Annotated in this window: 12 protein-coding genes; 10 read left to right on the top strand and 2 right to left on the bottom strand. The window is 48.5% G+C overall.

Going from position 1 to position 14,140, the window contains the following annotated elements; genetic code table 11:
* Nucleotides 1-19: 19 nt before the first annotated feature.
* Entirely contained in the window at nt 20-514 is a 495-nt protein-coding gene (gene msrA, locus S7335_RS11130; protein ID WP_006454214.1) for a peptide-methionine (S)-S-oxide reductase MsrA, read from the bottom strand.
* A 69-nt stretch (nt 515-583) separates the two neighbouring features.
* Entirely contained in the window at nt 584-1,381 is a 798-nt protein-coding gene (locus S7335_RS11125; protein ID WP_006457336.1) for an ABC transporter permease, read from the bottom strand.
* A gap of 56 nt (nt 1,382-1,437) precedes the next feature.
* Between S7335_RS11125 and S7335_RS11120 the strand changes: the two genes are divergently transcribed.
* From S7335_RS11120 to S7335_RS11075, 10 genes are all read left to right on the top strand, one after another.
* Entirely contained in the window at nt 1,438-1,980 is a 543-nt protein-coding gene (locus S7335_RS11120; RefSeq protein WP_006457596.1) for a peroxiredoxin, read from the top strand.
* A gap of 53 nt (nt 1,981-2,033) precedes the next feature.
* On the top strand, nt 2,034-2,273 hold the full coding sequence (locus S7335_RS11115) for a NifU family protein (protein ID WP_006454705.1): 240 nt from the start codon (nt 2,034-2,036) through the stop codon (nt 2,271-2,273).
* Nucleotides 2,274-2,438: 165 nt separating this feature from the next.
* A complete protein-coding gene (serS, locus tag S7335_RS11110) occupies nt 2,439-3,722 on the top strand; it encodes a serine--tRNA ligase (protein WP_038017992.1) in 1,284 nt (427 codons plus the stop codon).
* Between the two features lie 52 nt (nt 3,723-3,774).
* The gene (rseP, locus tag S7335_RS11105; RefSeq protein WP_006453838.1) at nt 3,775-4,878 is read left to right on the top strand and encodes an RIP metalloprotease RseP; all 1,104 of its coding nucleotides are present in this window, start codon (nt 3,775-3,777) and stop codon (nt 4,876-4,878) included.
* Nucleotides 4,879-4,967: 89 nt separating this feature from the next.
* Complete coding sequence (gene nth / locus S7335_RS11100) at nt 4,968-5,675, top strand: endonuclease III (protein ID WP_038017989.1); 708 nt, start codon at nt 4,968-4,970, stop codon at nt 5,673-5,675.
* A 291-nt stretch (nt 5,676-5,966) separates the two neighbouring features.
* The gene (gene crtI, locus S7335_RS11095) at nt 5,967-7,616 is read left to right on the top strand and encodes a phytoene desaturase family protein (protein WP_006454233.1); all 1,650 of its coding nucleotides are present in this window, start codon (nt 5,967-5,969) and stop codon (nt 7,614-7,616) included.
* Nucleotides 7,617-7,681: 65 nt separating this feature from the next.
* Entirely contained in the window at nt 7,682-8,461 is a 780-nt protein-coding gene (locus S7335_RS11090) for a photosystem II S4 domain protein (RefSeq protein ID WP_006455736.1), read from the top strand.
* Nucleotides 8,462-8,843: 382 nt separating this feature from the next.
* Complete coding sequence (locus S7335_RS11085; RefSeq protein ID WP_006457681.1) at nt 8,844-10,925, top strand: NAD(P)H-quinone oxidoreductase subunit 5; 2,082 nt, start codon at nt 8,844-8,846, stop codon at nt 10,923-10,925.
* Between the two features lie 153 nt (nt 10,926-11,078).
* Nucleotides 11,079-12,683, top strand: a complete 1,605-nt coding sequence (locus tag S7335_RS11080; RefSeq protein WP_006455000.1) for an NAD(P)H-quinone oxidoreductase subunit 4 — start codon at nt 11,079-11,081, stop codon at nt 12,681-12,683.
* Between the two features lie 247 nt (nt 12,684-12,930).
* Entirely contained in the window at nt 12,931-14,115 is a 1,185-nt protein-coding gene (locus S7335_RS11075) for an FtsW/RodA/SpoVE family cell cycle protein (RefSeq protein WP_006454153.1), read from the top strand.
* Nucleotides 14,116-14,140: the final 25 nt, after the last annotated feature.

The following is a 14,140-nucleotide window of genomic DNA, read 5'->3' as shown; positions in this document are numbered from 1 at the left end:
GTTTACTGACCTTAGTTTTTTAGGTCTTTTGCTTCGCTAGATATTGCTGATGCTCGGCGGCGGCTAACCAATAGTCGCTAGCAGGTTTGATCTCAGTGACAATGGGGTTGGCATAGGTATTAGAAGCGTCAAGCTGGGCCTTCGATTTTTTTGCAGCGATGGCTTGTTCGGGTGTGTGCCAGAAGATGACCGAGCGATACTGTTCTCCTCGATCGGGTCCTTGCCGGTTGAGCGTAGTGGGATCGTGACAGTTCCAGAATACGTCTAGCAGTTTGAGGTAGCTGATGCGCTTGGGGTGGTAACACACTTGAGCGACTTCAGCGTGCCCAGTAATTCTAGAGAGTACGTCTAAGTAGCTAGGATTAGCAAAGTGCCCTCCCATATAGCCCACGGATGTAGAGACAACGCCTGGAAGCTGACGAAACGATTCTTCCACATGCCAAAAGCAACCTGCCCCGAAAGTAGCGACAGCCTGTTTGTCTGTCAAACTCATCATGTTTTCAGCTAGCTCCATGGGTTCTCGGCCCTTGTATCGTTCTAGTGTTAGTGAATGCAGGATGCTCTCGTTTGCTAGGTTTGATAGCTACAGTTGCTTCTCTCTAATCAGCATGCGTTGATAGGATAGCCAGCCCACACCGATCATGACTATAGAAAAGCTGAACAGGATCCAGAAATGACTACTGTTTTCACCGAGAGGGTATTCGGTATTAAGTAGGGCGTCGGTCAAGGCTTCGGTCATGTGATAAATCGGGTTGAATCTGGCGATGTTCAGCAGAGACTCTGGAAATAAAGAGATTGGCAAGAAGGCGCCACCTAGAACCATCAAAGGAACACCAAAGGCTGCAATCAGTGCACTGACGTCTTCTGTTCGGCGAGCGAATTGAGCACCAAGCGTGAATCCTAGTCCTACGTAGGCTAGGATGCTCAGCCAGATAATCACGGCTGCTAAGAACCAGGCTGCACCTGTGAAGTTGGCACCTGCTAAGAGCGCGATCGCAAAAATCACCAAAGACTGTCCCACGCCAATCACGCTATGGGCTAGAAATATCCCTAGGAAATAGGAAACTCCGCTCAAAGGCGATAGAAACAGACGCTTCAGGGTCTGCTGCTCACGCTCAGAGACAACAGTGGCTACGCCACCGCCTAGGCAGCTAAAAAACAGTGCGGCTCCAACAAGCGTCGGCGGAGCCGCAATCTCAAAAGCAGTACTGACTGTTGTATCTGCCCGCTCAGCAGTAATGAAGCCATTTAACATCAAAATCAGGGCAGGAAAGATCAGCCATGAAATCAGACTGCGACCTCTTCTAAACAGCTCTGTCAGAATGCGACGAGCAACCGCCCAGCTTTCGCGCCAGTACTTTTTGAGGATGAAGGTAGTCATGAAAGAGACCTAGCTCGTACGTTATACACTTGTATTAGCCTTCTACCTACCACGTTATGACGCTTAGCCGTACAGTTCTTGCCATATACCTGACCTTTATATTGGGACTGTCTACTCTATTTAACTTGCCTGCCTACGCTTTAGGAGGCACTCAGCCAAAGATTGATCGACCAGCGCCTACGTTTACGTTGCCGAGTAGCGGCGATGGAGAGATTGCGCTCAGCGACTATCTAGGTCAGTGGGTAGTGTTGTACTTCTACCCGCGAGACTTCACACCTGGCTGTACATTAGAAGCAAAACGGTTTCAGCAAGACTTACCAGAATATCAAGCTCGAAACGCACAAATTCTAGGTGTCAGCGCGGATGATGTCGAATCCCATGCCGAATTCTGTGACTCGGAAGCCCTCGTTTTCCCATTGCTCTCCGACCCAGATGGCACCGTCAGTCAGGCTTATGGCTCCTGGATGAAGCCAATGTCAATGCGTCATACCTACCTAATTAACCCAGAAGGAATATTGAAAGAAAGGTTTCTAGGTGTGCGACCAGCTATACATAGTCAAGAAGTCTTGGCTAGGTTGGATGAGCTTAGCGCTAGCTAGTGGGTAAACCAGCTAGACTATGAATATTGTTGGAATCTGATGGAGAAAATATTATGTCAACTTTAGCTTTGACTAAGCCCAACGTTGAAAAGGTTTTAGACGAGCTACGCCCTTACTTGATGGCCGATGGTGGTAACGTAGAGCTAGTAGAGCTGGACGGACCTATCGTCAAGCTTCGCCTACAGGGGGCCTGCGGTAGCTGCCCCAGCTCAGCGATGACGTTGCGGATGGGTATTGAGCGCCGTCTGCGTGAGTTTATTCCTGAAATTGCTGAAATTGAGCAGGTATTTTGATCATTTGAACATTCGATAATTTAATCGCTTTTAGGATTGACTCAAGATTAGTTAGGGACGGTAAGGCAGTGACCTTTACCGTCCCTTTCGCTGTTAATCTTGCTAGAGAAAACAGTTGAAGCAAAATCGGCTGAAGAACGCCTAGGAATACGCAAAGGAAAGACCGTGCTCGACATCAAGCAAATCCGTAATCAGACCGAACAAGTAAAAGCTGCCTTAGATAAACGAGGCAGTTATGATTTGCAGCCCTTGCTGGCGCTAGATACTCAACAGCGCGATCTTGAAAAGCGGCGTTCTGACCTACAAGCTCGCAGCAATGAGGTAGGCAAATCAGTCGGGGGGAAAATTCGAGCAGGCGCCGATCCACAAGGTGATGAAGTCAAAACGCTGCGTGAAGAGGGCAATCGCGTTAAGCAGGAGATTGGTGAACTCGAACCAAAAGAGCGAGATCTAAAAGCTCAGATTGAGTCAATTCTGTTGACGCTGCCAAATTTGCCCAGCGATTCAACCCCAGTAGGTGAGAGTGAAGCTGACAACGTAGAAGTGCGACGTTGGGGTGATGAGCTAATTACGCCCGATGGCAAGGATAGACTGGCGCACTATGAGATTGGTGAAAAGCTTGGCATCATGAACTTTGAGCGCTCGGTTAAAATTGCCCAGAGCCGGTTCGTGACGCTGAGCGGGGCGGGAGCAGCGCTGGAGCGATCGCTAATTTCTTTCATGCTAGATCGGCATACGAGGGCTGGCTATACCGAGATATTGCCACCGATCCTAGTGAATTCAGAGTCGATGCAGGGCTCAGGGCAACTGCCAAAGTTTGCCGAAGACGGCTTTAAGTGCGATCGCGATGATCTATGGCTCACGCCAACTGCCGAAGTCCCGCTCACGAACCTTCACCGTGATGAAGTCTTAGCCTCTGATGAGCTACCGCTCAACTACTGCGCTTATACGCCATGCTTTCGCCGCGAAGCCGGTAGCTATGGCCGAGACACCCGAGGGTTGATCCGCTTGCATCAGTTCAACAAAGTTGAGATGTACAAATTCGTCCATCCAGAAACTTCTTTTGACGAACTTGAAAAGCTTACCGCCGATGCAGAAGACATTCTGCAGCAGCTAAAGTTGCCCTATCGAGTGATTGAGCTATGCAGTGGCGATCTCGGCTTTAATGCAACTAAAACATACGATTTGGAAGTCTGGCTGCCCTCTGCCGGTAAGTACAGGGAAATTTCTAGCTGCTCGAACTGTGTCGATTTTCAAGGGCGCAGAGCGAATATTCGCTTCAAAGCGGCAGGTAAGAAAGGCACCGAATATGTGCATACGCTTAATGGCTCTGGGCTAGCTGTGGGTAGAACGATGGCTGCCATCCTAGAAAACTATCAAAGGCCAGACGGTAGTGTAGGGATTCCCGAAGTCCTACAAAAGTATATGGGCACACAAGCTATAAGCTAGCGCTGTACAATAGCGGTGACGACAACAAAAGTTAACTTTACGCAGCGCTTCTATGACCGTACTGGCCGTAATCGGAGTTTTAGCCCTTCTGATCTTTGTTCATGAGCTTGGCCACTTCATGGCAGCTCGCTTGCAGGGCATTCATGTCAATCGCTTCTCCATCGGCTTTGGTCCGATCTTGTGGAAATATCAAGGCCCGCAGACCGAATATGCGCTTAGAGCCATTCCTCTCGGCGGCTTTGTGGGATTTCCAGATGAAGATCCCGACAGTACGATTCCACCTGATGATCCTAATTTGCTAGGCAATCGTCCAGTTCTAGATAGGGCGATTGTGATCAGTGCTGGCGTCATTGCCAATATGGTTTTTGCCTATATGGTTTTTGTGGTTCAGTTCGGCAGTATTGGTGTGCCCGATAGCTTTAACCTCAAGCCAGGTGTGTTTATCCCAGAAGTCATGTCAGGAACGCCCGCTGAAGTCGCTGGCATCAAAGCCGGTGATGTTATTTTGGCTGTCAATGGCGATCGCCTCGGCAGTGAAGTCGAAGGCGAAGACAGCGCTCAAAGAACCCTAATTCGAACCATTCAAGCGAACGAGAATCGGCCTGTTGATCTGACACTGCAGCGATTTGATAAAGAGCTAGCGGTAAGCGTTACACCGCAGATCAATAAGCCTGGGGGCGATGCAGTTATTGGCGTTGCCCTTCAACCCAATGGCTCTGTTGAATACCGCCGCGCGAATAGTCCGACAGAGGTGCTAAGTGTCGCTGCTAGAGAATTCCAAGAAAAGACAGTCCTAGTCGCAAACGGCATGCTGTCTCTAATTACTGACTTTTCCTCTATGGCTGGTCAGGTCGGTAGCCCAGTCAAAATTGTTGAACAAGGGGCAGGGCTAGCAAAAACAGATGGACGTAGCTTGTTTCCCTTTGCGGCTATTATCAGCATCAACTTGGCAATTATCAATATCTTGCCTTTGCCTGCACTAGACGGCGGCCAGCTAGCTTTCTTGATGATTGAAGCACTGCGTGGCAAACCACTGCCGGTTCGTCTTCAAGAAAGTGTGATGCAGACAGGCATATTTCTTTTGCTAGGTCTTGGAGTTTTCTTGATAATTCGCGATACTACTCAGCTTGAAGTTCTACAAAATCTTAGGCAGTGAACCCTTCCGCTCGAATAGGCTCACCGCCTAGTAAAGAAAACGGCTACGTCGCTATTCCACAGCCCTTACCAGATCTTCCTCCACCTCTCCTGCGTCCGGTGCAGAAGCTGCGAAAAAAGGAGAGAGCGCTAGAAATCCTGTCGCGTCTGAAGGTAGTTTATCCAGAAGCACCTTGTTCTTTAGACCATGAAACGCCTGTACAGCTAATGGTCGCGACTATGCTATCGGCGCAGTGTACGGATGCTCGGGTCAATCAGGTAACGCCTGCGCTGTTCGAGCGGTTTCCTGACGCTAAGGCAATGGCTGGAGCGGAAATTGCTGAGCTAGAGGAGCTAGTTCGCTCTACTGGCTTTTTCCGAAGTAAGGCAAAGAACATTCGAGCAGCCTGTCACAAGATTGTTACTGAATTCAATGGCGTAGTGCCGAATTCAATGGAAGCGCTAACAAGTCTACCTGGCGTAGCGAGAAAAACGGCTAATGTCGTCTTAGCGCACGCCTTTGATATTCACGAGGGCGTGACCGTAGATACTCACGTAAAACGGCTCTCTGGCCTATTTGGACTCACTAAGCAGACAGAGCCGATCAAAATTGAGCAGGATCTGATGAAGCTGTTGCCTCAGCCTGATTGGGAGAACTGGTCAATTCGACTGGTGTACCACGGGAGAGCGGTGTGCAGTGCGAGAAATCCCAACTGTTCGAGTTGTGAATTGCTAGATATTTGTCCGGGCGCCATCAAAATTCGTAGAGAGAAAAAGAGAGTAACTAAGACGGCTGAACGATCAAAGGCGAAGAAATAGTCGGCACCAAGGTCTGCAATCTTGTAATCTGTTTTGTAATCTCTTTCTACGTCTCCATAGTTATCGATGGTGACGATGCAATTCGATCAATAGTTCGATCGGAAGATAAGTGAATAGCGAGTTCGAAGTACTGGTTGAAGTACTTATTGAAACAATCTTTCTCAACGCTACCTAACTAGTATCCTGCTTTCAAAAGAGTATACGTTTGCACTGAGTAAAGTCACCAGCGGACGTACGAATGCATCCGCCGATCGCTATACTAAGAAATGTATAGTCAGTATTAGAGAGCGTATGAGTCGCAAGAAAGCCATCATCATTGGTTCTGGGATCGGTGGATTATCCCTGGGTATTCGTCTGCAAAGTCTAGGGTTTGACACCACCATCTTTGAGAAGTTAGATGCACCGGGTGGCAGAGCATACGTTCGTAGGGCGCAGGGCTTCACTTTTGATATGGGGCCAACCGTACTCACGGTTCCCCACTTTATTGAAGAGCTATTTTCTTTGGAAAAAGGCGCCGCTGCCTTAGGCGAACCCGATTTCCCAGAGGAGATCATGGATCCAAAAGATCGCATTCGCTCTGGTGTTAGCGGCGGGCCTAATACTTCTAAGTACGTCAGAATTGTTCCTATTTTGCCGTTCTATCGCATCTATTTTGATGACGGCACCTATTTTGACTACGACGGCGATCCTGAGAACACGCTGCGTCAGATCGAAGCGATCGAACCTGATGATTTAGAAGGCTACGAGCGCTTTCACCAGGCAGCTAAGGCTATTTTTGATCGTGGCTTTATTGAGCTGGGCTACACCTATTTTGGCAACGTCGTAGACATGCTTAAAGTTGCGCCTGATCTAGTAAAGCTAGACGCGATTCGTCCGCTTTTCTCTTTTGTAAAAGACTACTTCAAAAGCGATAAATTACGCCAGGTTTTTAGCTTTGAGCCTTTGTTAGTAGGGGGCAGTCCGCTAACGGTGCCGGCTATCTATGCAATGATTCACTTCGTAGAGAAGACCTGGGGCATTCACTTCGCTATGGGCGGTACGGGCGAGCTGGTTCAGGGCTTTGTTCGCAAGTTTGAGGAGCTAGGGGGCACCATCCAATACAACAGCGAAGTCGCTAAGATCGATGTTGAAGGCTCACTGTTATTTGGCAAGAAAACGGCAAAAGGAATTGAGTTAGCAGATGGTAGCTACCACGCTGCTGACCTAGTGGCTTCGAACGGCGACTATGCGAATACCTACATGAAGCTGATCGATCCGAAGTATCGCTTTATCAACCAAGATCTCAAAGTAAAGCTGACTCGCCAATCGATGTCGGTACTAGTTATCTACTTTGGCTTTAAAGCAGATGAGTCAGAAGCCCTAGACCTACGGCATCACAATATTATTCTTGGCCCTCGTTATGAAGAACTGCTCAAAGAGATTTTTGATCAAAAGGTGCTGAGCCCGGACTTTTCTCAGTATCTGCATATTCCATCGCTGACTGATCCGAGTATGGCACCGCCCGGACATCACGCTGCCTATACGCTCGTCCCTGTTCCCAACAACGGTGGCGATATTAACTGGGATATCGAAGGACCAAGATTGACTGAGCGAGTTCTTACCTTCCTAGAAGAGCGCGGTTACATTCCTAATCTCAAAGAGCGTCTGGTCTACCAAAGCCACATCACACCTGACTACTTTGAAGGAACGCTCAATAGCTATCTCGGTAATGCTTTCGGTGTAGAACCTGTCCTAGTGCAGAGTGCGTTCTTCCGCCCGCACAACCAAAGTGAGGATATCCAAAACCTCTATCTAGTTGGAGCAAACACCCAGCCTGGTGGCGGTACGCCTTCGGTGATGATGTGCGCCAAGATGACTGCTCGAGTTATTGCTAAAAACTTCAATATTCCTGATGAAGTTGTCAATGGCGTTGCCGAAAAGAAGGAAGTAGCCGCGGTCTGAATCACCTTGCCTAGACAATCCTTCTATATACCTACTCAAAAACAAGTCTGACGTAACTCTCTTTTATGCTTCCAAAAGCAGACCTACTTAAGCACTCTGAAAATAAAGAGGCGCTCTCTCGTATCATTGACCAGGCAGAGCAAGCGATTCGTACTTGGGAGCCCGTAGCTACCGACTTTCTTTCTCCACCTGAGGTGTTTGAAGCGCAGGCGACTTTTGGTCGGTTAAGTGATGTTCATGCGATCGCCAACGGTGGCTACCCTCAAGCGGAGCGGCAGCGGCTAATAATTGCCCGCGCTGAAATTCCATTAGATGAAACGCCTGTTCCTTTAGCAGCTATCAGCATTGCAGGCAACTTCTTGTTCGACACAGCTACTCATCGAGACTTTCTAGGGTCTTTGCTAGGAACAGGTATCGTACGGGCAAAGGTAGGCGACATTATTGTTCTAGGCGAACGAGGTGCTCAGGCAGTTGTAGTGCCTGAACTAGTAGAATTCTTGACAACGAGTTTGACTCAGGTGCGATCAGTCTCTGTAAAGACACGGCCGATTGAGATGAGCGAATTGCGCGTACGTGAGCCCAAGAAGAAAGAAATGACCACAGTAGAGGCTTCGATGCGTCTAGATGCCTTGGCCTCGGCTGGGTTTGGTATGTCGCGTAGCAAGATGGCCGACATGATTACAGGCGGCGATGTCAGAGTGAACTGGAAACCCGTTACACAGGCCAGTCAGACACTACAGCCTGGTGATCTTGTTGCGATTCGTGGCAAAGGACGATTAGAGGTAGGAGAGATGGCTGTGACAAAGAAGCAGCGATATCGAGTGCAGCTAACTCGGTTGGTGTAGCGAAACTAGTAAAACTGGGCTAAGTGTGATCACTAAACTGATTAAAAAAATGCGTAGATTCATCAGGTGAGATGCCGCCGAGGAGGACATCTACTAATCAAACTTCGTAGTGAATAACTGTCGCTGTTAAAAAACTGGCAGATAATCAAAGATGGGTAGATCTGCGAATGTATTTCTGAACTTACCGTTGCGGTGTCGTAATTTGTTTAGGGTCACGAGATATTTTTATTAAAAATTGACATTTTGTAGCATTTTCTCCCTAAAGCATCAGAACCAAGCGGTCAGGTTGTGGCAATATATAGGCTGTTTGCCAACTGGTTCACGGCTATCTAGTTCATGGGTAACTGGTTCGTAATTGGGTTGGCGAGAAATGGAGTTAACAATGGAATCCGTCGAGGCCATTTATCAATACGTCTGGCTGATACCCGTACTGCCACTTTTGGGTGCGGCTATCGTCGGCACAGGACTAATCAGCTACAACGAAGCGACAAACAAACTTAGAAAGCCGGTCGCTGCTTTCATTGTCAGCCTGATCGGGGCGGCAATGACACTTTCTATTATGGTGCTAGCTAGCCAGCTACAGGGCCACGCACCCTACACCTATCTAATTGAGTGGGCCTCTGCTGGAGATTTTCAGATCAACATGGGCTTTACCATCGACCATATCACATCGGTCATGCTGGTCATTGTGACCACCGTAGCCTTTTTAGTGATGATATATACCGATGGCTACATGGCTCACGATCCTAGCTATGTACGGTTTTATGCTTATCTAAGTCTATTTAGCTCATCTATGCTGGGCCTAGTCATCAGCCCAAACCTTCTACAGGTCTACGTTTTCTGGGAACTGGTAGGGATGTGTTCGTACCTGCTAATCGGCTACTGGTATGACCGCGACGGAGCAGCTGATGCCTGTCAGAAAGCATTTGTCACCAATCGCGTGGGTGACTTTGGTCTATTGCTCGGCATCCTAGGCCTATTTTGGGCAACGGGTACGTTTGAATTTGAGCTGATGGGCGATCGCCTCACAGAACTCGTCAACGTAGGTACTATCTCAGGCGGTCTAGCGGCGCTCTTCGCCATCTTAGTCTTCATGGGACCGATGGCAAAGTCCGCTCAGTTCCCGCTGCACGTCTGGCTTCCAGATGCTATGGAAGGCCCTACGCCTATCTCCGCTCTTATCCATGCGGCAACCATGGTGGCAGCAGGCGTGTTTCTGATTGCTCGCATGTATCCTGTTTTTGAGCACATCCCGACTGTAATGAGTGTGATTGCCTGGATAGGTACAATCACTGCATTCCTAGGAGCTTCAATTGCCATTACCCAGAACGACATCAAGAAAGGGTTGGCTTTTTCTACCATGTCTCAGCTGGGCTATATGGTGATGGCAATGGGCGTAGGTGCCTATACCGCTGGGCTATTTCACCTAATGACTCACGCTTACTTCAAAGCAATGCTATTTCTAGGTTCAGGCTCCGTCATTCATGGCATGGAAGAAGTGGTCGGTCATGATCCTGCCCTTGCTCAAGACATGCGCTTAATGGGTGGTCTTAGAAAATACATGCCGATTACAGCCATCACCTTCTTGATTGGGACGTTGGCGATCTCTGGTCTACCCCCATTTGCAGGCTTTTGGTCAAAGGACGAGATTTTAGGATCTGTCTTTGAGGTCAATCCTATTATGTGGGCTGTTGGCTGGATCACAGCTGGCATCACCGCCTTCTATATGTTCCGCATGTATTTCTCTACCTTTGAGGGTGAGTTTAAGGGGAACGATGTTGGTCTGCGTAAGCAAGTAAAGATTCAATCGTTGCAGATGGCAGGCGCGTCGCTTGGTCCTGGCGCGATGAGTGCTCAGGAGCTAGAAGTTGAGATGTCTACTTCTAGCCACGACGATGAGCATCATCACGCTGAAGAGCCGCATGAGTCTGCCTTGAGTATGACCTTCCCGCTGATGATGCTGGCAATTCCCTCTGTACTGATTGGGTTGGTCGGTACACCGTTTGCCAATTACTTTGAGGCGTTTGTACATCCGCCCGGTGAGGCATTGACGGTAGCCGAACTAGCTGAAGAAGTCGATATGAGTGAGTTTGTACGGATGGCAGGGCTCTCTGTTGCTATCTCAGTTGTGGGGATCGTTTTAGCGGTGCTGATGTATCGCTGGAACAAGATTGATGCCAGTGCGATCGCCAATAAAATCAAACCGCTCTACAACCTCTCTCTTAATAAGTGGTATATCGACGATATCTATCGCGAAGTCTTTGTTAAAGGGACACGGAACCTAGCTAAAAGCGTTCTAAACGTCGATATCAAGATTGTTGACGGCATTGTCAACCTCACCGGTTTTGTCACGCTTGTCACAGGTGAAGGGTTGAAATACTTTGAGAATGGCCGAGCGCAGTTCTATGCGTTGATTGTGTTTGGCGCAGTACTCGGGCTAGTGTTCGTCTCAGGTCTGGGATAATAGCAAGCTACCAGCAGAAGGCGTAGAAATTATCCTGCGCCTTTTGCTAACTACCTTTAAGAAAAGCTAACAGCCTCGGTCTAAATCAGATTTTTCTACCTAGAGTGTATAAAGCCCGATAGCTCACCCCTGCTTGCAGATTTCAACTTTGTTATGGATCAATTTCCTTGGCTGTCGTTTATTGTTTTCTTCCCGTTCCTAGCGGCGCTGCTGATTCCGGTCATTCCCGATGAGAAGGGTCGCACCGTTCGTTGGTACGCCCTAGTTATTGGACTAATTGACTTCGCTGCTATTGTCTACGCTTTCGTCAATCACTACGACATCAACAGCGCAGGTATGCAGCTGTACGAAAGCTACGCTTGGGTACCTCAGCTCGATTTGCGCTGGTCTGTCGGCGTTGATGGGCTTTCTATGCCGCTGGTGCTGCTGACGGGCTTTATTACGACGTTGGCGATCCTGGCCTCTTGGCCGGTTACCTTCAAGCCAAAGCTATTCTATTTTCTGCTGCTATCTATGTACGCAGGTCAAATTGGCGTATTTGTCGTACAAGACATGCTGCTGTTCTTCCTAATGTGGGAGCTAGAGCTGCTGCCGGTTTACCTATTGCTTTCTATCTGGGGTGGCAAGAAGCGGCTGTACGCGGCGACAAAGTTTATTCTCTACACTGCTGGCGGCTCGCTGTTTATCTTACTAGCGGCACTGGGTATGGCCTTTTACGGCGATACCATCAGCTTTGATATGCAGACGCTGGCGGCCAAAGAATTTCCTTTGAGGTTGCAGCTATTCCTCTACTCTGGCTTCTTGATTGCCTACGCAGTCAAGCTACCGATTATTCCATTTCATACTTGGCTGCCGGATGCTCACGGTGAGGCCACTGCGCCCGTACACATGTTGCTAGCTGGCATCTTGTTGAAGATGGGTGGTTATGCAATTATCCGGATGAACGTCGAGATGTTACCGGATGCTCATGCCATAATTGCGCCAGGGCTAGTAATTTTTGGCGTGGTGAACATCATCTACGCAGCGCTGACATCGTTTGCTCAGAACAATTTGAAGCGAAAGATTGCCTACTCCTCGATTTCCCATATGGGATTTGTGATGATTGGAATTGGTTCGTTTACCAACCTTGGACTCAGTGGCGCGGTCTTGCAAATGGTTTCTCACGGTCTAATCGGCGCAAGTCTGTTTTTCCTAGTGGGTGCTACCTATGATCGGACTCATACGCTGATTCTCGATGAGATGGGCGGTGTCGGTCGCAAAATGCCAAAGATCTTTGCGATGTTTACAACATGTTCGATGGCATCTCTCGCTTTGCCAGGAATGAGTGGCTTCGTGGCTGAGCTGATGGTTTTTGTCGGCTTTGCAAACAGCGATGCTTACGGCTTCAACTTCAAGCTGATTGTGGTGATGCTGATGGCAGTCGGGGTGATTTTGACGCCTTTATATCTGCTATCTATGCTGCGAGAGATTTTCTACGGCCCTGAGAACCAGGAGCTGATTGAGCATGAAGTGCTAATTGACGCAGAGCCACGCGAGGTATTTGTGATTACCTGTTTGCTCATCCCCATTATTGGATTTGGTTTGTATCCTAAGGGATTGACCCAGCTCTATGATGCGAAGACCGTTCAGATCACTGAGCGGATTCGAACAGAGATGTTTGCGATCGCACAAGACAAGAATCCACCGCTTCCAATCGCGACCACGCCTTTGCTCAACGCCCCCCTGATAGGCGCACCAGAGCTAGGCAAGCAGCCATAAATACGGGTCTCGATTTCATACAACCCCCCAGTACCTTTGGGGGGTTGTTGCGTTTTGAGCATTTAAAACAAAAAATAAAACAGAAATTAGTATAGTCAAACTCATAGGCTAGGACGCTTAAACCGAAGACCTAAGAGCGTGAACGCTCTGATTCACAGAAGTACTTGACAAGATAAGCACCTATCTTCTATAGCTCTAACAACATTTATAACTACATCCGCTGGGCAGCAGTCCACGCTAGAGATCTTTGAACTTATCTTTTGCGGCTGGTCTTAGGACCGATGTCACTCAATTTTTCTCAGTACAAGACTGGGCGATCGAAGCTCGGCTGCTACGCTGGATGACTTTGCTCTGGCTGTCCGTTGGCTTAGTCGTGTTGTACTCTGCCTCTTATCATGCGGCTGAAGACGACTATGGAAGGGGTAGCCACTATTTCTCAGTGCAGCTTGTTTGGATGTTGATAGGGCTAGTGATTTCTAGATATATCACTCGCCACCCACTGCAGCAGATAATGCGGCTTTCAGGTTGGCTGCTGTTGGTATTTATGCTGTTGGTAATGGCAACTCATATTCCAGGTGTGGGGATTTCGGTTAATGGCGCCACTCGCTGGCTACCACTAGGGCCTTTCTTGATTCAGCCCTCAGAGCTAATGAAACCTTTTCTCGTTCTGCAAAGTGCTCAGCTTTTTGGCAAATGGCATAGGCTAACCAACCAAACTAGGCTCATTTGGCTAGGAATCTTTACACTCGGACTGCTATCGATCTTGGCTCAGCCTAACCTCAGTACGACAGCTGTTTGCGGCATGACGATTTGGCTAATCGCATTGGCAGCTGGTTTACCCTATAGACAGTTGATATTGACAGCTTCGAGTGGGTTAGTGGCGGCGCTGGTCAGTATTAGCATCAAGTCTTATCAGCGCGATCGCATCACCTCGTTCCTTGATCCTTGGGCTGATCCGGCTGGAAAGGGCTACCAGCTAGTTCAAAGCATCCTAGCTATTGGCTCAGGCGGCCTTGGAGGAGCTGGCTATGGTTTCTCTGCCCAAAAAGAATTTTTCTTACCAATCCAATATACTGACTTCATTTTCTCAGTCTTCGCCGAAGAGTTTGGATTTATTGGTAGTGCTGTTCTACTGATCTTTTTTGCTATCTACAGTACGCTTGCTCTAGTCGTTGCCGTTCAGTCTCAAAAAACAGTCCATCGTTTGGTTGCCATTGGCTGCATGGTTCTACTAGTGGGTCAATCACTGATAAATATCGGCGTTGCAACGGGTTCTCTACCTACAACAGGACTGCCTTTGCCGCTGTTTAGCTATGGCGGCAGCTCAGTCATCGCTAGTCTAATTACCGCGGCGCTCTTGATCAGGGTGGCGCGCGAATCACGAGATGCAAACGTATTGCCTTTGAGATCGCTTTCTCGTTCAAAGAGTTAAAAGGCTATTTACGTAGGATCGCCCA

The sequence above is a fragment of the Synechococcus sp. PCC 7335 genome (assembly GCF_000155595.1).
GTDB lineage: Bacteria > Cyanobacteriota > Cyanobacteriia > Phormidesmidales > Phormidesmidaceae > Phormidesmis.
The sequence above is the reverse complement of the archived record's forward strand: the minus strand, read 5'-3'. Positions and strand labels throughout refer to the sequence as shown.